Source organism: Bacillus sp. EB106-04-02-XG92, from assembly GCF_058791995.1.
The window spans coordinates 164,394-188,655 of record NZ_JBYTEA010000009.1 but is presented as its reverse complement, the minus strand read 5'-3'; the positions used below and the strand labels follow the sequence as shown (position 1 = coordinate 188,655).

The window sequence follows — 24,262 nt, the reverse complement described above, 5'->3', positions numbered from 1 at the left end:
TAAAAAAGTCTCTTATAACGAGGCTTTTTTATTTGTGTAAAATCATAAAAAAAAGACACCCCAAGGTACCTTTCTCCGACTTGATAACCACTTCAATTTTAATAATATAAATTGGACTTCCATCAAAGTATTATTTTATCATACGCTGAACCGGTAACATTGAGACACCTAATTCATCACACAGGTGGACTGGTTGATTATATGGAATTAGCTGAAGCAGCAAATATTAAATATACTGATACATTAACTGTGGGAGAATCGCTAGAACACCTTAAAAGTCATCAAATGGCAAGGTTCCCAGTTGGAACAAAATTTGAGTATAGTAATACAGGATATTTCTTATTATCACAAGTGATAGAGAAGGTAAGTGGCAAGTCTCTACGTCAGTTTACAAAGGATCGTAGTTTTGACCCTTTAAATATGAGGGCCACAACAATTGTGGATTACTATCCAACTACTATATCAATTGCAAGCGGATATTCGAAGAATGAGCAAGGAACATATGAAATCTATGAAAGCCCTTGGGAACATACAGGGGATGGAGCAGTTCATACAACAGTTGAAGACCTTGTTAAACGAATGAGCGAATTGGGTTCGAAAATCTCTCCAACTGGAGAGGGAATTATTGAAAAAGAAGATTATGCTTTTGGACTGAGAGTTAGAGAAGGATTTAACTGTCGATACTTGGAATATTCCGGACGTTGGGCAGGTTATAGTTCACACTTCATTTGGTTTCCTGAAGAATATTTGTCTGTTGCGGTACTAAGTAACTATGATGAATTTGACTCTAAAAAATATGCTAATGAAATAGCTAAAATTGTTATAGAAAAGTAATAAATAGAATTAGCCTAAAAATAGAGTTGTACTATTAATTTTCAGAATAATAACTATGATTGTTGTGTTAATATTAAAAATCGATTATTCTTGCATTCTTTTTAAAGCAAAATGAGAATGCAAGAATAATATAAATATAAAATTTTAGTTTTGAAGGTCATTGCTTTTCTTAGCTTGATGGGCATGGGGTACCGCCAGCATTTCGGAAAAAACCCACGCTAAGAAAAATAAGTAATAAAAAGCTAATTCTATCTTACTCATAAGTTAGAATTAGCTTTTTATATACAGTGTCTCACTACAATATTTTAATAAAATTCATGTTCGATTACCTAATTACGTAATATTCTTAAAGAGGTCTTCATTATTTTCGCAAGTAATTCGTACACTTCTATTTTCTCCCACTCAAAATCATTGCATTTCCTAATACTTTTTTATTTAATAAAAGCTTTGGTAACTTCATTTCTTCAGCAAGTTTGTAGCTATTCAATTTAGATATATTAAGTCTCTTTAGGTCATTAAAAAGCTCTTCTGTATCGCCAAATATTTTTTCATCCATAAACAAATCTAAGAAGATGAATTCACCACCAGGTTTTAACACTCTTAAAGCCTCTTTAATTACTTCTGTTTTATTTCTCGTATCTCTTACTTCATGAAATGTTAGACAACTTACAACTATATCAAATTCATCATCCTGCAAAGGGAGGTTGGCGGCACTTGCTTTTAGAAAATCAATCCTATCAGATACACCGTCTATTTCAGCATTCTGTTGGCATTGCTCCCGTGAATATTCCCAATTCTCCCCCCAATAATCAATTCCAGTTAAAAAAGATTTAGGAAAAGCTATCGCAAGCTTAATAATCAATGATCCACTACCTGCTCCAATATCTAATATTTTTCCTTGTCCATTCCAATTCACTTTTTTCACCATTAAATCATGTATTCTCGATTGGTAATCTCCTCCAAACGCTGCGAATTGATAAGTAGAATAAGAAAGTATAAACGTTATATAAATAAAAGGTAACGCTATAAGCCCTGATAGGAATCGCAGATATAAAGTAATTGGCAATAATGTTATGAATAGAAGAACTATTGAGCTTATCAAAAACATAATCAGTTTTTTCATTCGAATCCATGTTTGATAGTTAGCATTTTTTCTCATCTTATTTATCCTTTTCTACAAGATTAATTTTTTCGTTATTAACAAATAGTTGGTTATAGGTTTTTAAGCAATCCTTAAGCCACTTCAATTCGTTTTCATAGCTCCATATACCATGCTCCAATGTTTTTTCCAAAAGAAATTTTTCTCGGTCACTATGGGCGTATTTAAAATATACCCTATATTGTTCGGAATTGAGTTCTTCTAATTTTATTTCTATTTTCTTAATATAGGATTCAATATTATGAATAATATCATCATGATTCATAATATCTGAAAAAGAAAATTGAACTAAAAATTTATCTCTAACAGGTGGCAAATCAATAGGTGTCTGTAGCCATTTTAATAACTCCTTTTTTCCTGTTTCAGTCAAATGATAGACCTTTTTATTTGGAGTAGCTACTTGTTGAATAAATTCAATTTCAACCATTTTTCCTTTTTCTAATTCTGATAATGTTCTATAGATTTGAGTATGTGTTGCAGACCAATAATTATTTACAGAACCATTAAACATTTTCCATAAATCATATCCTGAAAAAGCTCTCATATTGAGAAACCCTAGAATAGTGTGTTTTAAAGACATCTCTGATTCTCCTTACTAAGCGTTTTGTATGAAATAATATTCATATGAAACTTGTTTCTTATGAATATAAAATATCATTCTATCTATTATAAGCTTTTAATCATTTAAAGAGAGATACGATTAAGCACAATTATTTTACATAATAAAGAAGATAACATGAATGAAATCTTGCTAAGAGAATTTTTGAACAAAATAAGCGGAAACACTCTGCTAAAAGTTATGAATTAACAACAAGACTTGAAAGAAGATTGTGAAAATAAAAGAGTTATAAAATTTAATGGAAATTTTATAATCACCCTACTTTTTATTTAATTAATTTTCTCTATCCTATATATGTGCAGTTATTTATATAACACATTTATGTTAGAGAGGGATTTGTACTTAATTAACATTAAATAAAAAATGATGATGAAAGGTAAATGTATGATGAAAAAAATTAAAACGCTCATTTTTCCAATTAGCTTCAGTTTATTGCTAATTGGATGTAGCAATAAAGAATTAAATGGGAATTGGAGATTAGTGGATAATGATAATAATTGTCCGATTTCTTACACGTTTAGCGAAAAAATAGAAGTTAATCCAGAAACCCAAAAAAGAAAACTATATTGTTAATAAAAATGTATACCGAAAAAATGTCATATGAATTTAAAAATTCAGGGGCATACAATTGGCTTGATAATGAGTGGATAAATATTGATTATGACAAAGATTTTACTCAGAAACAAAAAATGGTACAAGAGAAAGACAAATTGACAGCATATTTTCCAGAGGTAGAAAAAGTATGTACTTATAAAAGATAAAATTAAGATGACCTGGGAATTATAGAAGAAACTATAGAATGATAAAGATACTTTAGAGGTATCGTTAAAAGAAAATTAGATATTATATGGAACACCGACTGCTTTTGCTTGTTATCTATTTAAAGATATTTTTGCCCAAACTTGGCTATATGGGATACGTTCTATTTATAATGCTTCTACATCTTTAATGGAAGAAAAAATATTAAATTAAAGTTAGTAAGGTATTTGAAAATATTTTTTATAGGGACATTTTTCACTTTTATCCTAAAAATGATAAGATTTGTATGTAGAAATGTAAAATTGTATAACCATTCAAAAAATACTAAAATAATTTTTCGCCATAGGGGATAATAGGAATTTAAACTATCCTCTAAAAGAACGAAATACATAATAGTATTTTTAAAGATGGTATAAAATAGATTAATCAAGTTTTAAATTGGAATATATGTAAGTAAAAGAAGAGAGAGAATAAAATGAAGCCCATTACAATTTTAATAGCTGATGATGACTTGGAGATTGCTGAATTAATTGAAATACATTTAAAAAAAGAAGGATACCAGGTTGTGAAAGTAACTGATGGAGAAGAGGTAATACAGGTTATTCAATCACAGCAAATCGATTTAGTTGTGTTAGATATCATGATGCCAAAAATGGATGGTTATGAGGTAACGCGGAAAATTCGCACCAAACATTATATGCCAATCATTTTTTTAAGCGCGAAAACATCTGATTTTGATAAAGTGACAGGCCTTGTACTAGGTGCAGATGATTATATGACGAAGCCTTTTACACCAATCGAATTAGTCGCACGTGTGAATGCTCAACTTCGCCGATTTCTAACGTTAAATCAACCGAAAGTAGAAGAGGAGAATAGATCTGTTTTAGAGGTAGGCGGCGTTGTGATTGATTTTGAGAAACGTACGGTACATGTATACGGAGAGCGAATTGAATTAACCCCGAAAGAGTTTGATATCTTATATTTATTAGCCAGTCATCCGAATAAAGTATATAGTCTTGAAAATATATTTCAGCAAGTATGGACAAATGATTATTATGATGATAGTTATAGTACAGTTACGGTGCATATTCGTACTTTACGAAAAAAAATTGGTGAGGATAAGAGAAAGAACAAATTAATAAAAACGATTTGGGGAGTAGGTTATACTTTCAATGGTTAAAATAATGAAAAGTTTTCGATTTAAAATGATTGCATTGTTTGTACTAAGTACGGTACTAGCAGCTGTTGTCACATATATTATGTATAAAGGATTATTTTATTTTAAAACAATGGTACTTCATGAAAATCCTTTAGATCAATTTAGGGAAACAGGAAGGGCATTTGGAGATAAAACATTATTTTTATTTTTAATTTCCTTTATTTTATTATCTATTTTGCTTTTCTTCTTTTTAACAAAACCATACTTAAAGTATTTTGATGAGATTTCTAATGGTATTCATCATCTTGCAAAAGGAGATTTTACAAATACAGTCAATATCTCATCAAATGATGAATTTAGCGATATTGCACGTGAAATTAATATCGCGAGTGAAAAATTAAAAGAGGCAGTTGAAAGAGGAGACTTCGCTGAAAGTAGTAAAGATCAACTTGTTGTTAACTTAGCTCATGATTTAAGGACACCATTAACATCTGTGCTTGGTTATTTAGATTTAATTCTCAAAGAGGAGAACTTAACAAAGGAACAGATTAAATATTATTCTACAATTGCATTTGCAAAATCACAACGACTTGAAAGTTTAATTGAAGAGTTGTTTGAAATTACGCGAATAAATTATGGTGTGCAACAATTAGATGAAAAATCTATTAATATAAGTGAATTACTTATACAGCTAGGTGAGGAATTATACCCATTATTAGAGAAGAATCAATTAGAAGCTAGATTACATGTTGAGCCTCATTTATATATCAACGGTGACGGGAATTTATTAGCTCGAGTATTTGAAAATCTTGTAACAAATGCGGTTCGATACGGAAATAAAGGACAATTTGTTGATATGAATGGATATATTGAAGATGGAGATGTTGTTGTACAGATTGTTAATTATGGAGATAGCATCCCTGAAGAAGAATTACCCTATCTTTTCGATATGTTTTATACGGGTGATAAAGCGAGAACAGTGCAGAAAAACAGTACAGGTCTTGGATTATTTATTGCAAAAAATATTGTTGAACAACATAATGGAAACATTTCAGCACAAAGTAATGAATTTAGAACAATATTTGAAGTGAGATTACCGCAAGAAGAGAATGTAAAAATTTAATAAATATTTAATTTTCACCCCACTTTTTATTTAATTAATTTCTTCTATCCTATACATAGGTTAGGTCAAGGAGGAGTTAGAAATAAAAAGTGGGCTTTTTATATTGTGCACCGTATGTGCTGGACTTTATATAATACAATGATTTTAAAAAGGAGATGTTTAAATTTTGTAATCTAATTTATATATCATTCCTGAAAAGGTTAACTAATTACACAAAATGAAATAATGGTTTCCAAAATAAAACATAGAAAAAAGTGAGGGTAATATGAAAAAAGTAAATAAGGTAATCATCGTTGGTGTGTTAACAATTGGTATAGGAGTTGGGGGGTATATGACGTTTGCTGGGAATTCTGAACCAGTTATAACCTATAAATTATCTGAAGTGATAGAAAAACATATAGAGAATCAGCAAAAATTCGGTGGAGAAGTTATCCCAAATGGCATTGAGACTATTTCATTTGATCCGACAAAAGGTACGTATGAATTAGCTGTGAAAAAAGGTGACGAAGTAACAAAAGGACAGCTTCTTTTCAAATATAATGATCCTATTGCTAGACAAGGGGTAACGGAAGCAGAAATGCAAAAGAGAATTGCACAAAAAGAGGTAACATTACTGCAAAAACAAATTAATGTAGCAAAACAAAAGCTACAAAAAGATAAAAATGCTGGTCTTCCTGCAGAAGCAGTAAAAGCATCAGAAATTGAGATTCAACAATTAGAATCACAACTTGAAATGAAAAAGTTCGAAGTAGAAAAAACGGGTGAAATGATTAAAGCAGCAAAAGAGAAGGTAAACGCACTTTCTGTAACAAGCCCAGCCGATGGTGTAATTGACGATATTGTGAAAATTTCAGATGAGAAATCCGGTATGAGCGGCATTACACTTCGTCACGCTGGCCCATTTAAAGTAAAAGGTCAACTGTCTGAATATGATCTTACTAATATGAAAGTTGGGCAAGAAGTAACGATTTCATCAAAAACGGTTTCCGGTAAGACTTGGACAGGAAAAGTAACAGAAATCGGCTCTACACCGATAATGAATATGGACGAAAACAAAACAGTTTCTAATTATCCATTCACTGTCACATTAGCTAATAGTGAAGGGTTACAAAACGGCTTCCACGTATACGTAACAAATAAATCAGGTGAAGCAACAGGTACAGTCATCCCAAAGAGCAGCATCTTGAAAAAAGGAGATAAAACAGTTGTTTACGTAGTAAAAGACGGAAAAGCAAAAGAACAAGCTGTTACGGTTGAATTCGAAACGGGTAGTGAAGCAAAAGTTACAGGAGTGAAAAAAGGAGAGCAAATTATCTCTAAACCTACTGTAAATCTAAAAGATGGTATGGAGGTTGCCACGCAATGATTAACTTACAGGGAATCACAAAATCTTTTCAAAATGGTGCAGAATCCATTCAAATTTTACACGGAATTGATGTAACGCTGAATCAAGGAGATTTCGCTTCTATCATGGGACCATCTGGTTCTGGTAAATCTACATTAATGAATATTATCGGTTGCTTAGATAAGCCAACAACAGGTACGTACGAATTAGCTGGTCAAAACATTTCAAATATGTCTGAAACAGAACTCGCACATGTTCGAAATAAAGAGATTGGATTCGTATTCCAAAACTTTATGTTATTACCGAGACTTACAGCACTTCAAAATGTAGAACTACCTCTTATTTATGCTGGAGTCGATAAAAAAGAAAGACAAGAGCGGTCATTAGCAGCCTTAATGAAAGTTGGTTTAGCTAATCACGCTACCCACATGCAAAATGAATTGTCAGGTGGTCAAAAACAGCGTGTTGCAGTCGCACGCGCAATTGTAAATAACCCGAAATTTATTTTGGCAGATGAGCCAACAGGTGCACTAGATACGAAAACAAGTGAACAAATTGTAAATCTATTTTACGAATTAAACAAACAAGGCTCAACCATTATTATGATTACCCACGATCGTGAGATCGGAGAAGCCGCAACACGTCAAATTGTTATTCGTGATGGAAACGTTGTTCAAGATTGGAGGAAATGAATTTGAATATGAATGAAAATATACGTATGGCTATATCTTCTATCTTTGCACATAAAATGCGATCCATTTTAACAATGCTAGGAATTATTATTGGAATCAGTTCGATTATGACGATTCTCGCAATGGGTGATGGAAATACTGCAAAGATACAAAAAGAGATTGAAGAGAGCCGCCATATGGATGAAATCTATATAGAGTATATCAATCCGGATTCTCCACTAGATAAAGCGAAAATCACACCAGATATGGTAAAGCAATTACAAGGAGTACCAGGTGTAAAGGACGTGTACCCACATATGAATATGGACGTAAAAGCCTATGTGAAATCAAAAGAAGCTCCTCTTAATTTATATGTGGGAACAGGTAATTTTATGCAGGATCAAAAACTAAAAATGGTACATGGGCGTGAGTTAACAGAGACTGAACTGGAAAAACCAATCCCTGTTGTAATTCTCAGTGAAGCTTTATTTACAAAACTGTTTGATACTTGGAATGATGATTTGTATATAGATATAAAGGGAAAACCATATAAGATTGCGGGGGTGTATAAATATGATAATATATTGCAATCAAATTTGCATACAGGATATACATCGATTGACAATGCACCATTGATTGCAGGGGTTGAGGAATATTATGCAGTGACAATAAAGTTATCTTCTTCTAGTGAGCGAGAAACTGTAGGGAAACAAGCTGTATCTGTATTAAATGAATTGAAACCACTGGAATTTGAGCATCTATTTACAGTAGCAGATGAGAAACAAAATGATTCGGTCGTAGAAGAATCATTCAATACGATGGAAATGGTATTCACTGGTGTTGCTGGAATCTCTTTAATTGTGGGTGGTATTGGTGTAATGAATATCATGCTTGTATCCGTTACAGAGCGTACACGTGAAATAGGTGTTCGAAAAGCACTTGGTGCAACACGAAGAAAAATATTAATGCAATTTCTCATTGAAGCTTGTATTTTAACGGCATTGGGCGGAGCAATTGGTTTTGGATTAGGTATGTTCTTTGCTTGGATAGCTGCATTTTTAGGTGGATGGCCATTCATTATCTCCGCAAAGCTAGGTCTACTATCTGTTGGAGTATCTATATTGATCGGTATTGCCTCTGGTATACTTCCGGCTAATAAAGCAGCTAAATTGGATCCAATTGATTGTCTACGGTATGAGTAAGAATAGTGACAGGTTTAATTTGGTGCTAAGATGTTATCACCAAAGAGTAAATGTTCTTATAAGGATTCACCCTTTTGTAAAATACTGTCATGATGTACCCAGCAAGCTAAAAATTTCTAATTCCATTTATAGATATACTGCATAGAAAAGCTCTCGCATAATCTATCAATTTTCTGTAATTGAGATGTTTCAAGTCGATTATAAAGGAGAGGGTATGCCAAAAGGATTTAGAATTTTGGCGTGCATGAGTAATATTTTAATCGGATTAAGTTATTTGTTAGCTTATTTTATTGGTGAAATCGTTATATTAACTTTGTATTTATACTTTCGTATAAAACTGTATAGTCTTATATGATATATGGGTTGTTTCAATAAATTATATAAAGAGGTATTATGCTATGAAATTCGAAGACAAGCGCATGTTAGGAATTCAACTAGGTTCTTTATTACTGACAAAGGAAAATCAATACTTAGTTATTAAAAAAAATGAAAATTATTCGTTGGTTAATATTAACAATTTAGAATGTATGCTATTTGAAGTTCCTTTGGAACACATAGAAGAAATGGTAGTTGAGGATTTAAAGGAGTCAATTCAAGAAATTGTAGCTCCTGAACATATTAAACTGGTGGCTAAAAATAGTTTATAGAAGTATCTTTACATCACTATAAAGCTAATATAAATTAGTATCCATATAGAGAAAAAAGCGCTATTCTTTTTGTGAAAATATACGAAAAGGATGGCGTTTTTGTATGTCTATTTCTGTATCTGATGAATTACAACTATTTACTTAAGAGATTCAAAGTTTTTATCTCCAAATACCTTACGGGATCTTGCTAGAGGTTTGGATTTTGTATAACGAACCAGTAAGTACCAAGCAAAAAATTGTCCGCTTTTATGTGATTTCTTCTCCATACACTTCTGTTTTCCAGTGTATTCGTATTTTAGATTCAATTGCATTTCAACTCCGAGATATATTTTCATCAGTTTATCAGGGGAAACAACATGATCGTACTTACGGCGCTGTGTGTGTCCCAACTGTGACCGTGAATGATTTATGTATCCGAGATTTAGATTGTTTTCATTTAAAAGACCTTCAATATATCCAAGATAAAGAGGCCCACTATATCTCTCGTATCATGTTGAATCCACGTATTTATTAAAAAAATCCAAATCCTGATTATTTTAAAAATGGAAAAATGAAGAAAGGTAAAAAGTATATACAGAAAAATATGGACACGTTAATAACTGCCTTTCAACCAAAACAATACTTGAAGTTAGATTGCCAAAAGAAGAGAATTTAAATTTTTAATAAATATTTAATCTTTACCCCACTTTTTATTTAATTTATTTCTTCTATCCTATATATGTTAGGTCAATGAGGAGTTATAGAAATAAAAAGTGAGGCTTTTTATTTTGTGTACAGTATGCGCAAGGGGCTTTACATAACACGATGATTTTAAAAAGAAGTTGTTTATATGTTGAAATCTAATTTATTTATAATTCCAAATAAAATTAACTAATTATACAAAAAAATAATAGTTTAATTGTTAGGGGTTAATAAAAAAGAGTGAATTAGATCGTTAGTATTCCCTCTTTTTGCAAATAAGGATTTTTATGATGTGCCCATCAAACTTATTTTCTTGTATGGGTTAACGGGATTAAAGAAAATTAACGTGCTATAGATTTTAGAAGAAAAGGATGATATAGAGATGAAAATAGTGTTAGAGGCGAAAAATATTAAAAAAGTATATGACACAGGTGGAAATAAATTTGAAGCATTAAGAGGTATTAACTTACAAGTAAAAGAAGGGGAGTTTGTTGGCATTATGGGACCATCTGGTTCTGGCAAGACTACGCTATTAAATGTTATTTCTACAATTGATAATGCGACGAGTGGTGAGATTTTAATTAATGGAAAAGATATTGTAAAGATGAATGATGGAAAGCTGGCGTTATTCCGTCGCAAGCATTTAGGTTTTATTTTCCAAGATTATAATTTATTAGATACGTTAACGGTGAGAGAAAATATCTCTCTTCCACTTGCACTATCAAAAGTGGAAGAGAGAGAAATTGATCGATGCGTTTTGAAGATTGCGAAGAAGTTTGGAATTGATCATATTTTAAATCAATTCCCATATCAAGTATCTGGGGGACAGAAGCAACGCTGCGCAGCATCTCGTGCAATAGTTACAAATCCAAGTATGATTTTTGGAGACGAGCCAACAGGAGCGCTTGATTCTAAGTCAGCAACAGATTTATTAGAAAGTATGAAGTCATTAAACGAACAGGATAATTCAACAATTTTAATGGTAACGCATGACGCGCTTGCGGCAAGTTATTGTAAACGAGTTATTTTTATAAAAGATGGTGAGTTATGTAAAGAATTACATCGTGGAGAATTAACACGTAAACAGTTCTTCCAAAAAATAGTTGATGTAATGTCCGCAATTTCGGGAGTTGCAATGGAGGGCCTTATCTAGTAGTGATTTCAGAACACAAAACGGAAGTTTCTAAGAAAATTGGAGTTCCATTACAATATTTATTATATATTTTAATGGATTTTTCAAACATAATTGTAAAAATGCAATAGGCACTTTAGTTAAGCTGTAAAACTAACAAAGTGGTCTATGTCCCACTGACACAAATATTTATGGAGGTCAAAAAATGACTTTATTTGATATTGTTCAACGTAATATACGGCGTAATTTTAAAGAGTACATACTCTATTTTGTTTCCCTAACTATGAGTATGGTTATCTATTTTATATTTGCCTCACTTCGCTATAGTGCTCAAATAAAAGAAGTAATGATTAATAATGTGGTGGTTAATAGTGTTCTTCAATCATCCAAAGTAATTCTCATCCTTTTTATAGCAATATATATTATTTACTCTACTAATTTTTTTATGAGGAAGCGTAAAAAAGAGGTAGGATTGTACTCTTTATTAGGTATAACTAAAAAACAGATCAGTACCATGCTATTTTGGGAAACCATTATAATGGGGAGCATAGCTCTAGTAATTGGAGTACTAATGGGTAGTTTAGGTTCTAAATTAGCATTAGAACTGCTAACAAACTTGATGAAATTGAATGTAGCTATATATTTTGAGTTTTCTATAAAAGCGCTAATAGATACGTCCGTGCTCTTTTTAGCTATTTTATTATATACTGCATGGAAAAGTTCTCGTGTAATTTATCAATTTTCTTTAATTGAGATGTTCCAAGCCGATCATAAAGGAGAAAGTATACCAAAAGGATCTAAAATATTGGCGTACATGAGTATTATTTTACTTGGAATAGGTTATGTTTTAGCCTTTTATTTTCATGAAGTCGTAAAATTTGTGAAGAGGCCTATGGAAGATCCTGTGTATGTCCCGGTTATTATTTTGATTGCAATTGTTCTTGGAACGTACTTTCTATTTTCTTCTTACACAGTAATTGTATTAAAGAAAATGAGAAGTAAAAAAAACATACTTTATAATGGTATGAACATACTAAATATTTCACAGTTGTTATATCGGGTAAAAGGAAATGCTAAGTTACTTGCGATTATTGCTCTATTAAGTGCTGTAGCTTTAACAGCAATTAGTACTGTTGTATCAGGGTATTTCGGTGGACAATTGGAAGCAAAAAGCGAGGCACCGTACAGTTTTTCATATAAAAAACAAGAGGATGCGATTGAAAAGCACATACAGACTATTTTTGAAGAGAACAAGAAAAAAAATCCAATTATCCGTGACTTTGAAGTTGAAATGGTAACAGTTAAGGGAGGCCCTTTTGAGGAAAAAGGTAATACAAATCTACCCAATCCCCCTTCTAAAATACCATATGATTTTCAACTTATGTCCCAATCTATGTTGAATAGAAATGCTAAAAATATGGGAGTGAAGAAAGTCAACTTAAATCCAGGGGAAGTATTTATATATAACCTACATGAGGATAAGAATTTTGAAAAGGGTAATAGACTACAATTACCCCTTAAAGTTGAGCCGGAAACATCTGTCATTCAGGACGTCAAAATTCGTAAACTAACAAATTTAGGGGATTTAGTTGTCATTGTACCTGATCAACTCTATGAAACGATTAAACAAACTCATCAGCCTTATGTTGTAAGAAATATTGATGTAAGACAGCAAAAGGATAGCGAAAAACTAACTGAAGGGTTATTAAAAATATTACCTAAAGATAATGATATGAAAATTGGCTCTTTTTACAAAGCGTATGTAGATATTATGGATATGACTGGACTTATGTTATTTGTTGGTATCTTTTTAGGGGCTGTATTTGTCCTGGAAACAGGCTCTATTATCTACTATAAACAATTATCTGAAGCATATGCAAATCACAGATATTATAAGATTCTTCGTAAAATCGGTGTTACGAAAAAAGAGGTAAGAAAGTCAATTTCAAAACAAGTTCGCTTTAGTTTTATTTTACCTGTAATAATCGGACTTTCTCATAGCTTATTTGCTGTACCAATACTAACAAATATGCCTATATATACTATCATGATTCCTATTTTAATTGGTGGTGGTGTATATTCCATAATTTATTTTGGATATTATGTATTAACTGTTTATTCTTATTTTAAAATTGTGTATAAGTAATAACTAATAAATGATTTTAATATTTGAAGTGAAATTTGCTAAGTTCTAAATGGTAAAGAATAATAAAATGAACAAAATCGATATTCTTAATATACAGGAATATATACAGGAATCGGTTGTTTTTATATTAAAAATTGCTTAGCGTACGAAATTCGCATTTTTTTGGTACTATCTCAATTAATCTAACCCTCAAAAACATAAATGTTTTTGAGGCTTTTTTATTTTATAAACATTATTTTGAAAAGACGCTTTCATCATTCCTATACATTTGGAAATATGAGACAATCAAATAGTGTTTCTATAAATTTTAAATCGTATGTCATAGCTTTATGATAAATAAAAAGGGGGACGAATTCTTATGTATGTGAGGGTACGAGAACTTCTTACAGCAGAAGAACGAAAGCGTTATATGCAAATCCCCTCTGATATTAGCGAATGGACATTAAGTACATACTTTACCTTTAGTCAGCATGATAGAAAAATCATTAATTGCCATCGGAGGGATTATAATCGACTGGGTTTTGCTATGCAATTAAGTGTTTTACGATATTTAGGTTGGACTTTATCGGATATTGAACACATTCCTAACGAAGTTTTAGAATTTGTAGCGAGACAAATTGGTGCAAGTACAGAAGACTGGAGGCTATATGCCCAGCGAGAAGCTACAAGGTATGAACACGTGGAAGAAATTCGAAAGGAATATGGTTTGCGTAATTTTACAACTACAGATTATCGAAGATTATCTAAATTTCTTCAATCTCATGCATTAAATAATGGAACTACTACATATCTCATTGAGACAGCATTGCAAGAATTACGTACTTGGCAAGTTATACTTCCTTCAATGGCAGTGATAGAACGAGCAATATGGGAAACGCGCAAAAGAGCTGAAGAAATCATATTTAAAATGCTCACATCTTCTTTATCTCTTTTACAAAAAGAAAAAATAAGCAGTTTACTTCGCTTTATACCTAATTCTTCAAAAACATATTTAGCTTGGTTAAAAGAAATACCTGGTCAATTTTCACCAGAATCTTTTTTAAAGGTAATTGAGCGTTTAGAGTATATAAAAGGCTTACAATTAAATATTGATACAAAAGGTATACATCCTAATCGTTTACGACAATTATCTCGAATTGGGGCACGCTATGAGGCTTATTCATTTCGAAGGTTTAAAGATATAAAAAAGTATGCCATATTGGTAGCTTATTTACTTGATTTAACACAAGATTTAATTGATCAGGCCTTTGAAATTCATGATAAACAAATGATGAACCTACAACTAAAAGGTAGAAAACAACAAGAAGAATTGCACAAAAGAAATGGTAAATCACTAAACGAAAAAATCCTTCATTATGCAGATTTAGGAATGGCTTTAATCAAAGTGAAAGAAGAGAATGTAGACCCTTTTATCGTATTAGAAACTATTATGCCTTGGGATAAATTTGTAGCCTCTGTAGAGGAAGCAAAACAACTGTCGCGGCCAATGAGCTACGATTATCTGGATTTGTTAGAGAGTCGATATAATTATCTACGTAAATATACTCCCACATTACTTAAATCACTAAAATTTCAATCTACTAATTATGCCAGATACGTATTAGAAGCTTTAGAGACGATACATGAATTAAATGAATCGGGAAAACGAAAAGTACCTAATGGCGCGCCGTTGAGCTTTGTTACAAATAGATGGAGAAAATATATACATGATGAAGATGGAAATATTAATCGGCATTTTTATGAATTAGCTGCATTTACAGAACTACGGAATTATGTACGTTCGGGAGATATTTCTATTGTAGGAAGTCGACAACATAAAGATTTTGATGAATATTTAATATCTATTAACGAGTGGAATCACAGTAAAGAAAATGGCATTCGCCTAGCAGTTTCTAAAAATGCTAATTCCTTAGAAGGAGTAGATATTAGCGGTGGAACTCTGCATCTTCAGCGTTTAGACAAGGATACCCCACAAAAAGCAAAGCAATTAAGTAGCAAACTTTATCATATGCTTCCTCGAATTAAACTCACAGACTTACTAATAGAGGTAGCTCATTGGACTGGGTTTGAACAGCAATTTATTCATGCCTCTACAAACAAACCACCTAAAGGTGAAGAAATTATCATTTCTCTTGCCTCACTTATGGCTATGGGAACGAATGTGGGACTTACAAAAATGGCAGAAGCTACACCTGGTATTTCCTATCATCAGTTAGCTAATGTAAGTCAATGGAGGATGTATGATGATGCATTAAATCGTGCACAAGCGGTATTGGTTAATTTTCAGCAAAAACTTCCCCTAGCTTCTTATTGGGGTGACGGTACCACTTCGTCATCGGATGGAATGCGAGTACAAATTGGCGTCTCATCATTACACGCTAGTTCTAATCCACACTATGGAACTGGAAAAGGGGCCACTATATATCGATTTGTAAGTGATCAATTTTCTTCTTTTTATACAAAAGTGATTAATACGAACGCAAGGGATGCTGTACACGTAATTGATGGATTACTTCATCATGAGTCAGATTTAATAATTGAAGAACATTACACAGATACTGCTGGTTATACGGATCAAGTATTTGGTTTAACACATATGTTAGGATTTCGTTTTGCACCACGATTAAGAGATATATCAAGTTCTAAATTATATATAATTGGTTTTCCTAAGGATTTTTTGAATATAGAAGGGCTTATCCGAGGGCAAGTAAATATGAAATTAATTTATGAAAATTACGATGATGTTTTACGTATCGCTCATTCTATTCGAGAGGGAAAAGTATCAGGTTCACTTATTATGGGGAAATTAGGTTCCTATACCCGGCAGAATAAAGTAGCGAAAGCATTGAGAGAGATGGGAAGAATCGAAAAAACTATTTTTATCCTAGACTACCTTTCGAACAAAAATTTACGAAGAAAAGTTCAACGAGGTTTAAATAAAGGCGAAGCAATGAATTCATTAGCAAGAGCAATCTTTTTTGAGAAACATGGAGAATTTCGTGAACGTGCTCTTCAAGATCAATTACAACGAGCAGGTACTTTAAGCATTCTTATTAATGCTATTATCATATGGAATACTGTATATCTTAGCCAACCTGTAGAAGTGTTAAAAAACATAGAGGGTTTAGATGAAGAATTATTAAAACATGTTTCACCTCTAGGGTGGGAGCACATTAACTTTTTGGGAGAATATCGATTTAATTCTAGGAATACAACAACATTAGACACTCTTCGTCCTTTACAACAAATCTAGAAATAAGAGCCGGATTGTCCTTAGGATAGGAATTTCGGCTCATTTTTTGTCGAAACTTGCTTAGCGTATATTTTCGTTAAAATGTGGGCGGTACCCCTACTATAATTGGTGGAAAACCAATTGTTGGCTGGTATTATAAGTGGGATGCTTCTGGTCATCAGCAAGGAACATTTGAATACAAAAAAACATCTATTAACGCTCCATTTAATACAATGCGAACTTCAATCTATATTAAATAATTTTTTTGCAAAGTCCTAGGAATATAACACCCTACATTTAATTTATAAAATTGAATTCATTTATATGAAAGATAAGAGTCTTCCTTAATAGGGAGGCTCTTATTATTATATCAATAAAAAGATAGTATTATGGTTTTAGATAAAGCTAATAAGGACTCTGGGGATATTATTAACAATGTACAGGCTGCTAAGAATCTGTTATCAGAAACTAAAAAACAATTAGCAGAATACATGGATGTAATTGCAGCGTCACTTAACATGTATAATGGTTTTCCAGTAGAAGTAGGAGAAGCATATATTGAACCAATAGAAAAATTCTTGAATTCCTTACCGCAAGAAGAGCTTAAAAAACAAGCTAACGGTTTAAAAGATACTGTTACAGAGATAAAAGATTGACGTAAAGATTTTAAGGATAGAATACCTGCATAGAAATCAATGGCCGAAGATTTAACAAGAAGTGTTTCTACGCATATTAAAGAAGCACAACAAGCTTTCTCAACACTTCACACAGATATTATGTCAGGTATAGACGCGACGAATAATCTTTTAGATACTGCTAATTAAATTGTAAGTTACAAGATTGAAATACCAGCAGCTGCACAAAAAATGGGGAATATGGATGGGCTAAAAGACACATTACGTAATTTTGGTGTGCCACCTGAAAAAATGCAGGAATATTTAGAAGAACAAAAACGTTCCGCTAAACAAATTTCAGTATTCCTTGATTTAGCTCCTGGAATTGGAGAAGTAAAACAAGGTATCCAGCTCTTTATGGGCGAGGAAATGTTTACTCATGATAAATATGCGCCAAGTGACTTTGTATGGTGGAAGATTACTGTAGTTACTGGTGGTACAACAAAAATAATTGGCCGTACCTTTGGTAAGTCACATTTTCATGTATAATCCCACATCCTATTTGGGATTATTATTCCAAATACATAATTAGTTTATTCATATAAAAGGATATTTATAATTCTTATCGAATAGTTTAATTGGAGGGGATTAGGCGATGGAAAAATATATTCTTGATGAATTATTAAAGTGGGAAAAAAAATTAATAGAAAAGTATAAAGCGATTGTAAAAGTAGAAAAAGAAAAGGAACTTGAATCCTGTATTCTAATGAAAAAAATTGAAATTCTAAAAAAAGCGAGTGAAAAGTTTGAAGGGGAAAGAAAAAAACTATTCATAAGAGCAGAAATCAATCCACTTCAAGAAAGAGAAAAACAAATAGAGCAAGAAATTATAAGTACAAAAGGAATTTATTATGAGAATAAGGAAGAGATCGAAATTACACTTGAATACTTAAGAAAAGAAATTGATAATGATGATGAGAGTCAGCAAATTATTACAGATCCTAAAGAGATAATTTTAAAATAAAACTAGAAAAGCGTCCCAAACGGATGCTTTTTTCTTTGTTATATAGAAATCACACATTAAACGTGTATTTAAGTGAGAAGTTATTATATATGAATGGTTATCTTTACTTTTTTGTTCCGAATAAGACAGAATCAAAATAAAATAAGAGTTTCCATAAAAACTTATTTTATTTTTGAAAAAACTCATTCCATAGTGTATTTCTAATATAAAGAGAGAATATCGGAATCAACGAAATTCAAAAATAGAAGAGCAGTAATTATATACTAAAAAAACACAAAGAAAGTTCGCACGAAATACCAATTTTACGAACAATAAGAGGATTAAATAAAAATCTAATAACGGTATCTAGGGCTTTCAAGCTTAGTTACATGAATCTTCGTATGTTGGTATGTACCTATATAATTCATACTTCATATAGAAATTATTAAATTTTGAATAACTCATTACTAATTTTTATAGTAAATTACATTTCACTTTATAAGATTTTTTAACATGTTGACCTAATTAAATCCCCATAATTATGATTATATAAACCAATTTATATTATTATAAAGACTTTTAAACTATATTCATGTATTGATCTTTTGTATGAATTTATATATCAAATTTGTTTTATTTTGCATACATTTATATCTAGTTTTTGCACTAATTTTTATGGTCAAATACAAATTTCTAGCTTAATTATCTATAATTTTTACTTGAGTAAATACATTATTGCATTCACTATTGAGTATTTTTAGCATCTCATAATTTAATTATGTAAATAAGTTTGTGTAAAAATTGAATTTAATGCGAACTTGTGTTCGAGTTTCTTTTCTGTTATAGTATATATGAGGTGATTTTTATGGATTACAGTAAACAACGTCAAAAATCCGTACATCGTAAGAAATTATACGAGAATTTAAATGAAATGCCCTTTTACATAGAAGAATTTGTGGAGTACAAAGAATTGCATGATGCCTCTCCCTCCACCCTACTAAATTATGTATATGATTTTAGAGTCTTCTTTAATTGGCTATTATCTGAACAAATTATTGAATTTAAGCCCATTAAAGACATATCTTTCTCTGATTTGGAGAATTTAAAGAAAAAAGATGTTGAGAACTTTATGAGGTTTCTAAAACTACAACAAAATATGCAGAATTCCTCTGTTAACAGAAAAATTTCGGCCTTAAAGTCTTTATTTAAGTACCTCACCTCCCTATCAGAGAATGAAGATGGAGAATGCTATTTTTATAGAAATGTAATGGCTAAAATTGAAATACATAAAGATAAAGAAACATTAAATGCTCGTGCAAAACGTATGAGATCTAAAATATTCCATAATGATGATGATCAAGAATTTCTGAATTATGTTAAGTACGAACATGAAAAATCTTTAACAAAACATCAATTATTCTATTTCCTAAGAGATAAGGAGCGTGATGTAGCTATCCTCTCCCTCTTTCTTGGTAGTGGTATTCGTGTAAGTGAATTGGCCGATCTCCGCATGGAAGATATAAATTTAAAGGAAAGACTAATTGATGTAATCCGAAAAGGAAACAAAGAAGATTCCGTTTGGATTACCCCAATTGCATTAAATGATCTTGAAAAATATATGGAGATTAGAGCTAACAAATATGCTCCAGGGAAAGAATTACAAAATGTATTCTTATCGAAGTATAAACATACTGCACAGCCTCTTTCTGTTAGGGCTATCCAAGATATAGTAGAAAAATATACTAAAGCTTATGGTAAAAAAATGTCCCCTCATAAATTAAGGCACACATTGGCAAATAAATTATACATGGAAGAAAAAGACTCGTTACAAGTGATGCAGCAACTTGGGCATACGAGTCAAGATACTGCTTTGTTATACACTCAACTTGGAGAAACAACTATTAAAGATAGTTTAGGAAGAATTGGAAAGAATAAAGAATAAAAGTTCAGCGATATATGATTGCTGAACTTTTATTCTTTTCCACCGTAGATTTAAATGTCATATATATTTTAGTTTAAATGTAATCTTATTATGTAAAAAGTACACAATTTAATTTCTATCTTAATTAACATTTAAAACATTTTATATTTACCCTTTTACTTGTCTATTAATTCTACTTAATGAGAAATACTATTTGTACTACATTTATCGAATGTTTTGAGCAATTAATAGCGATTGCCTAACGTCTATCCCAAATCTATAAAACCACTTTATATTTTCTTGAATTTTTCAACTTAACCAGTAGTTACATCCCAAACGTTGTTTCTCATTTATCAATTAGTTTATGATTCTTTCGAATTTTGCAATAGAACCTTCTCGTTTATAAAAAATGATGAAGCAAATATTATTATGAATGCTGTTAAAGACATGAGCGGAATTGTTATAAAACCTCCCCATTTATCATAGATTGTTAAACAACTACTTACAATACCACAAAAGCTACTTTTCTGTTGAGTAAATTGAATGAAATTATGGTAAGAAGAAATAATTATACCGATCAATGAGAAAAAACGAAGATAATATTTTATATTTTTATCATTAATTAGTATTGAAATAAAAATTAACAAAGGAATTGGGTACATAAAAATTCTTTGATACCAACATAGACTACAGGGAACATAACCCTTTACTTCACTAAAATATAAACTCCCTATCGTAGCTACTAGTGAAACAAGAAAAGAAAAATATATCATACATTTACTCCTTTAAAAAATCAAATTAATTTTATTCTGCCAAAAATGACTTTAATTCAGATTTAGATTGGATCCCTTCTACCCGGTTCATTTCTTCCCCATTTTTATATTTTAGTAGAGTGGGTGTTTTTTGAATTTTATTTTTTTTTAAAAATTCAATATCCATATTTTCTTCTGACTCCATATTTATAGCAAATACCTTTTTCTTATCTTCTTTAATCACTTCATTTAAGTATGGCTTAGTAGTTTGGCATGCTGTACAGCTAGTTTTGTAAACGTAAATATAAAAATTATCTTTTGAGTTTATTTTACCTTTATATTCCTTCATATCGATATTAGTATAGTTAGGTTTATCTAAGTCTTTTGAAGTGAAAATAAAAAAGAGAGAACCTATACTTATTAGAATAACTAAACTGGAAAACAAGATTTTTTTTGACATTTTATTCACCTCTAAGTTAATTGTTTCTCAAATTCTCTTTGCATTTCGAAGATAGATTTTTCTCTAAAAATAAATTTCTTATCATATTTTGTTATATACTCAGGATTATGTGTAATAAAAATTATTATCAAATTTAAATCTAATAAAGCATCATAAATTTTCCTGAAATTATCAGGATCTACATTACTAAGCGATTCATCTAAAATTAAAACACTTGGTTTGTGAAGAATTGCTCTAGCAAGGCATAATCGCTGTTTTTGTCCCGTAGACAAATTGGAATTACTATCATTTATTACAAAATTAAAACCTTTAGGAAGTGAAGTGATTACATCATAAATATGTGCAATTTGACAAGCCTTAATAATTTCATCTTCAGTAAAATATTCTCCCATACATATATTTTCTTTAATTGTATGTTTGAAGAGAAATGGATTTTCATTTAAATAAATAAGTTCCTTTCTTAAACTATTGTCATTAATTTCATTAATATCAACACCATTAATATATATTTGTGATGGGTTAGTCTGGTAGAGTTTGTTTAATAATTTAGAAAACGTAGTTTTTCCTGAACCACTTTCACCGATTAAAATAACTTTTTCGTTATTAGAAATATTCATATTAACATTTTTAATAATACAGTGATCATTAATATTAAAGTTTAAATTGTCTATAGATATGTCTTTAATCCTTGTAATGTCTGTCTGAGGCTTATTTTGAACTACTGGATAATTCATTAAATCAGTCAATCTATCCTTAGCGACAAGCGATTTTTGAATTTCTCCTTGCAATTCAATTAATCCTGTTAAAGAGCTTAGCATAAACATAGTTAACGAGTTTATAAAAAGCAAATCTCCTAATGATATAGTATCCGCCATAATCTGTTTAGCACCAACATATAATAATATGATAGAAAATGAAGTCTGAACAAGTTTTTTTAGTCCATTATTATTTGTTATTGTAACTGCTTCTTTTAAAGCCGCATTAAGTTCCCTATTGAATATTTTGTTAAATGCAGAGGAAAAATATTCTTTCTTGTTTAAAGAATAAATATTAGTCATATTTTTTATAAATTGTATTAAAAACGATTGTGTATCAGCATTTTTACTCATAGAATCTTTATTTCTTTTTTGGATAATATCATAATACATAAAAGTAATTGCTATTAAAATCAACGTCAAAATAAGAACAGTGAAAAAAAGTAAAACATTGATGCTATAAAGGACAAATCCTATTCCTAAAAAAATTACAGTATTTAATATTACTGAAACAAAAGCTACATTTACTAAATTTCTAATATAATAAATATCATTAAATCTTGATATAATGTCACCATCATCCCTATTTTCAAAAAAATTAATAGGTAATTTTAATATTTTCCTGAAAAATTCTTTTGATATAGATTGGTCTAATTTTATTGCAGCCTTGTTAATTATGTACGTTCTTAAATAATCAAATGCGTTACTTAAAAAATTGATTCCTAAAAAAATCAAAGTAAATTCTAACAATAGGTAATCATAATTGTAAGGAATAATCTCATCTATTACGAGTTTAAAGAAGAATGAGTTACTAATTGAAAATAAAACAAATAAGATGGATAGACATAAGACAAATGAGATACTTAATTTATTATTTTTTATCAATTCTCTAAAAAATTTCTGATGATAACTTGTTTTTTTATCAGAATTACTATTTTTAGATTCAATTAGAAGAAATATGCCTGTAGTATGTTTTTTAAATTCATCAATAGTAATTGTAGATATTTTATCGTTACCCGGGTCACTTATTACCAATTTATTTTTCTTCCGTTTATAAATAATTATATAGTGACCTTCATAAGATTCATTGATCTCTTTATTTATTAAAGCTATACAAGGTCCTTCAATGTGCTTTAGTGCTTCTCCAATATCATCTTTATTTATCTCAACAGCTTTACAAGAAAAATGATTAACTTGACTGAATAACGATATCAAATCTTTTAAATCATATCCATTTTTATAAGTAACTTGATCCCTAAGATAATTAATACCATGATGCAAATGATAATATTTAAAAATAGATGCTACACAAGCAATTCCACAATCGTATTCTTCTTGTTGTTTTGTATGTATGTATTTCATTTTAATATCACCTTTACTTAATATTAGGATTTTAAATTTTAAAATTCCCACATTTTATTGTAACAGATTCCAAAATATTGCTTACTTAAATAGATTTTGGAATCCGTTACAAAATACTATAATAAGGATTTAAACTGGTATAAAAAGAATGAAAATTCTGTTTTTTAAATATATTATTATACTGATTTTTATACTTTTTGAGATTAAGATAATTTATACAATGAAACTACATTTATTCATCAATATGTCTTATTTCCACTCTGTATAGCAAAATTGGTCAAATATGCCACATGCCTTAGCATTCTTTAATATACATTGATTGAGCAAGTTTTTACAATTCGGTCCTACCCCTCCACCATCATGGATTACTGTTTCATTTGTAGGATTAATTCCTCCAACATGTTTTGTTAATTCTTCTGTTTTTAATTCACGCATAAGTTTGTTCATCTGTATTCCTCCTGTAAATATTTGTTTTTAAGAATGTTAGCAAAACTGATCAAATAGGTTACATGATTTCCAATGTTTCCAAAGACATGAATGAGCCAATCTTCTACAATCGGGTCCTGCTCCTCCACCATCATGGATTACTGTTTCATTTTTAGGATCAATTCCTCCAACATGCTCTGTTAGTTCTTCTGTTTTTAGTTCACGTATAAATTTGTTCACTTGTATTCCTCCTTTTTTAA

At 30.6% G+C, this 24,262-nt stretch carries 20 protein-coding genes and 3 pseudogenes; 16 read left to right on the top strand and 7 right to left on the bottom strand.

Annotated features, from left to right (window positions below):
• Positions 1 to 138 precede the first annotated feature (138 nt).
• Positions 139 to 834, top strand: a pseudogene (locus AC3WVA_RS21225) (serine hydrolase domain-containing protein); the annotation flags it as partial.
• Positions 835 to 1,222: 388 nt separating this feature from the next.
• Here the strand turns inward: AC3WVA_RS21225 and AC3WVA_RS21220 are convergent.
• Together AC3WVA_RS21220 and AC3WVA_RS21215 are read right to left on the bottom strand one after the other, a co-directional pair.
• Positions 1,223 to 1,993: a class I SAM-dependent methyltransferase gene (locus AC3WVA_RS21220; RefSeq protein ID WP_492322167.1), complete on the bottom strand. Its 771-nt coding sequence runs from the start codon at positions 1,991 to 1,993 to the stop codon at positions 1,223 to 1,225.
• A 1-nt stretch (position 1,994) separates the two neighbouring features.
• A complete protein-coding gene (locus AC3WVA_RS21215; RefSeq protein ID WP_195756861.1) occupies positions 1,995 to 2,573 on the bottom strand; it encodes a PadR family transcriptional regulator in 579 nt (192 codons plus the stop codon).
• A gap of 1,273 nt (positions 2,574 to 3,846) precedes the next feature.
• Here AC3WVA_RS21215 and AC3WVA_RS21210 point away from each other — a divergent pair.
• From AC3WVA_RS21210 to xerS, 15 genes and pseudogenes are all read left to right on the top strand, one after another.
• Complete coding sequence (locus tag AC3WVA_RS21210) at positions 3,847 to 4,551, top strand: response regulator transcription factor (protein ID WP_000802752.1); 705 nt, start codon at positions 3,847 to 3,849, stop codon at positions 4,549 to 4,551.
• Positions 4,544 to 5,653 carry a HAMP domain-containing sensor histidine kinase gene (locus tag AC3WVA_RS21205; protein WP_492322166.1) on the top strand — a complete coding sequence of 370 codons (1,110 nt, stop codon included), beginning with the start codon at positions 4,544 to 4,546 and terminating at the stop codon, positions 5,651 to 5,653. Before AC3WVA_RS21210 ends, AC3WVA_RS21205 begins: the two co-directional genes overlap by 8 nt.
• Before the next feature lie 265 nt (positions 5,654 to 5,918).
• The gene (locus AC3WVA_RS21200) at positions 5,919 to 7,019 is read left to right on the top strand and encodes an efflux RND transporter periplasmic adaptor subunit (protein WP_098129822.1); all 1,101 of its coding nucleotides are present in this window, start codon (positions 5,919 to 5,921) and stop codon (positions 7,017 to 7,019) included.
• Positions 7,016 to 7,690, top strand: a complete 675-nt coding sequence (locus AC3WVA_RS21195; protein WP_195756863.1) for an ABC transporter ATP-binding protein — start codon at positions 7,016 to 7,018, stop codon at positions 7,688 to 7,690. Before AC3WVA_RS21200 ends, AC3WVA_RS21195 begins: the two co-directional genes overlap by 4 nt.
• A gap of 2 nt (positions 7,691 to 7,692) precedes the next feature.
• A complete protein-coding gene (locus tag AC3WVA_RS21190) occupies positions 7,693 to 8,871 on the top strand; it encodes an ABC transporter permease (RefSeq protein ID WP_195756864.1) in 1,179 nt (392 codons plus the stop codon).
• Positions 8,872 to 9,269: 398 nt separating this feature from the next.
• Positions 9,270 to 9,518: a hypothetical protein gene (locus tag AC3WVA_RS21185; protein WP_086398636.1), complete on the top strand. Its 249-nt coding sequence runs from the start codon at positions 9,270 to 9,272 to the stop codon at positions 9,516 to 9,518.
• 103 nt (positions 9,519 to 9,621) lie between these two features.
• Positions 9,622 to 10,137, top strand: a pseudogene (locus tag AC3WVA_RS21180) (IS4 family transposase); the annotation flags it as partial.
• 444 nt (positions 10,138 to 10,581) lie between these two features.
• Positions 10,582 to 11,352 carry an ABC transporter ATP-binding protein gene (locus tag AC3WVA_RS21175; protein WP_086398635.1) on the top strand — a complete coding sequence of 257 codons (771 nt, stop codon included), beginning with the start codon at positions 10,582 to 10,584 and terminating at the stop codon, positions 11,350 to 11,352.
• 184 nt (positions 11,353 to 11,536) lie between these two features.
• Positions 11,537 to 13,477: an FtsX-like permease family protein gene (locus AC3WVA_RS21170; protein ID WP_195756865.1), complete on the top strand. Its 1,941-nt coding sequence runs from the start codon at positions 11,537 to 11,539 to the stop codon at positions 13,475 to 13,477.
• Positions 13,478 to 13,835: 358 nt separating this feature from the next.
• A complete protein-coding gene (locus AC3WVA_RS21165; protein WP_492322165.1) occupies positions 13,836 to 16,730 on the top strand; it encodes a Tn3 family transposase in 2,895 nt (964 codons plus the stop codon).
• 98 nt (positions 16,731 to 16,828) lie between these two features.
• Positions 16,829 to 16,969: pseudogene (locus AC3WVA_RS21160) on the top strand (DUF4879 domain-containing protein); the annotation flags it as partial.
• A gap of 129 nt (positions 16,970 to 17,098) precedes the next feature.
• Positions 17,099 to 17,365, top strand: a complete 267-nt coding sequence (locus tag AC3WVA_RS21155; RefSeq protein ID WP_195756866.1) for a hypothetical protein — start codon at positions 17,099 to 17,101, stop codon at positions 17,363 to 17,365.
• 210 nt (positions 17,366 to 17,575) lie between these two features.
• Positions 17,576 to 17,872 (top strand): hypothetical protein, encoded by a 297-nt coding sequence (locus tag AC3WVA_RS21150; RefSeq protein ID WP_417902854.1) that lies wholly within the window; start codon positions 17,576 to 17,578, stop codon positions 17,870 to 17,872.
• A 106-nt stretch (positions 17,873 to 17,978) separates the two neighbouring features.
• Complete coding sequence (locus tag AC3WVA_RS21145) at positions 17,979 to 18,347, top strand: hypothetical protein (RefSeq protein WP_098347210.1); 369 nt, start codon at positions 17,979 to 17,981, stop codon at positions 18,345 to 18,347.
• An 844-nt stretch (positions 18,348 to 19,191) separates the two neighbouring features.
• Complete coding sequence (gene xerS, locus AC3WVA_RS21140; protein WP_088123185.1) at positions 19,192 to 20,268, top strand: tyrosine recombinase XerS; 1,077 nt, start codon at positions 19,192 to 19,194, stop codon at positions 20,266 to 20,268.
• A 341-nt stretch (positions 20,269 to 20,609) separates the two neighbouring features.
• Here the strand turns inward: xerS and AC3WVA_RS21135 are convergent, their stop codons facing one another.
• The 5 genes from AC3WVA_RS21135 to AC3WVA_RS21115 form a co-directional block, all read right to left on the bottom strand.
• On the bottom strand, positions 20,610 to 21,020 hold the full coding sequence (locus AC3WVA_RS21135) for a disulfide bond formation protein B (RefSeq protein WP_098520970.1): 411 nt from the start codon (positions 21,018 to 21,020) through the stop codon (positions 20,610 to 20,612).
• 31 nt (positions 21,021 to 21,051) lie between these two features.
• Positions 21,052 to 21,459, bottom strand: coding sequence for a thioredoxin family protein (locus AC3WVA_RS21130; protein WP_098520971.1), 408 nt, complete (start codon positions 21,457 to 21,459; stop codon positions 21,052 to 21,054).
• A gap of 11 nt (positions 21,460 to 21,470) precedes the next feature.
• Positions 21,471 to 23,576, bottom strand: a complete 2,106-nt coding sequence (locus AC3WVA_RS21125) for a peptidase domain-containing ABC transporter (RefSeq protein ID WP_492322164.1) — start codon at positions 23,574 to 23,576, stop codon at positions 21,471 to 21,473.
• Between the two features lie 249 nt (positions 23,577 to 23,825).
• Positions 23,826 to 24,023, bottom strand: coding sequence for a hypothetical protein (locus AC3WVA_RS21120; RefSeq protein WP_492322163.1), 198 nt, complete (start codon positions 24,021 to 24,023; stop codon positions 23,826 to 23,828).
• 36 nt (positions 24,024 to 24,059) lie between these two features.
• The gene (locus tag AC3WVA_RS21115; RefSeq protein ID WP_097841934.1) at positions 24,060 to 24,242 is read right to left on the bottom strand and encodes a hypothetical protein; all 183 of its coding nucleotides are present in this window, start codon (positions 24,240 to 24,242) and stop codon (positions 24,060 to 24,062) included.
• Positions 24,243 to 24,262: the final 20 nt, after the last annotated feature.

Bases quoted from the DNA above. Each gene is read 5' to 3' on its own strand.
- xerS (WP_088123185.1), top strand. From the start codon at position 19,192: ATGGATTACAGTAAACAACGTCAAAAATCCGTACATCGTAAGAAATTA.
- AC3WVA_RS21145 (WP_098347210.1), top strand. From the start codon at position 17,979: ATGGAAAAATATATTCTTGATGAATTATTAAAGTGGGAAAAAAAATTA.
- AC3WVA_RS21195 (WP_195756863.1), top strand. From the start codon at position 7,016: ATGATTAACTTACAGGGAATCACAAAATCTTTTCAAAATGGTGCAGAA.
- AC3WVA_RS21220 (WP_492322167.1), bottom strand. From the start codon at position 1,993: ATGAGAAAAAATGCTAACTATCAAACATGGATTCGAATGAAAAAACTG.
- AC3WVA_RS21150 (WP_417902854.1), top strand. From the start codon at position 17,576: ATGGGGAATATGGATGGGCTAAAAGACACATTACGTAATTTTGGTGTG.
- AC3WVA_RS21135 (WP_098520970.1), bottom strand. From the start codon at position 21,020: ATGATATATTTTTCTTTTCTTGTTTCACTAGTAGCTACGATAGGGAGT.
- AC3WVA_RS21210 (WP_000802752.1), top strand. From the start codon at position 3,847: ATGAAGCCCATTACAATTTTAATAGCTGATGATGACTTGGAGATTGCT.
- AC3WVA_RS21130 (WP_098520971.1), bottom strand. From the start codon at position 21,459: ATGTCAAAAAAAATCTTGTTTTCCAGTTTAGTTATTCTAATAAGTATA.
- AC3WVA_RS21170 (WP_195756865.1), top strand. From the start codon at position 11,537: ATGACTTTATTTGATATTGTTCAACGTAATATACGGCGTAATTTTAAA.
- AC3WVA_RS21125 (WP_492322164.1), bottom strand. From the start codon at position 23,576: ATGAAATACATACATACAAAACAACAAGAAGAATACGATTGTGGAATT.
- AC3WVA_RS21215 (WP_195756861.1), bottom strand. From the start codon at position 2,573: ATGTCTTTAAAACACACTATTCTAGGGTTTCTCAATATGAGAGCTTTT.
- AC3WVA_RS21155 (WP_195756866.1), top strand. From the start codon at position 17,099: ATGGTTTTAGATAAAGCTAATAAGGACTCTGGGGATATTATTAACAAT.
- AC3WVA_RS21185 (WP_086398636.1), top strand. From the start codon at position 9,270: ATGAAATTCGAAGACAAGCGCATGTTAGGAATTCAACTAGGTTCTTTA.
- AC3WVA_RS21200 (WP_098129822.1), top strand. From the start codon at position 5,919: ATGAAAAAAGTAAATAAGGTAATCATCGTTGGTGTGTTAACAATTGGT.
- AC3WVA_RS21205 (WP_492322166.1), top strand. From the start codon at position 4,544: ATGGTTAAAATAATGAAAAGTTTTCGATTTAAAATGATTGCATTGTTT.
- AC3WVA_RS21165 (WP_492322165.1), top strand. From the start codon at position 13,836: ATGTATGTGAGGGTACGAGAACTTCTTACAGCAGAAGAACGAAAGCGT.
- AC3WVA_RS21175 (WP_086398635.1), top strand. From the start codon at position 10,582: ATGAAAATAGTGTTAGAGGCGAAAAATATTAAAAAAGTATATGACACA.
- AC3WVA_RS21120 (WP_492322163.1), bottom strand. From the start codon at position 24,023: ATGAACAAACTTATGCGTGAATTAAAAACAGAAGAATTAACAAAACAT.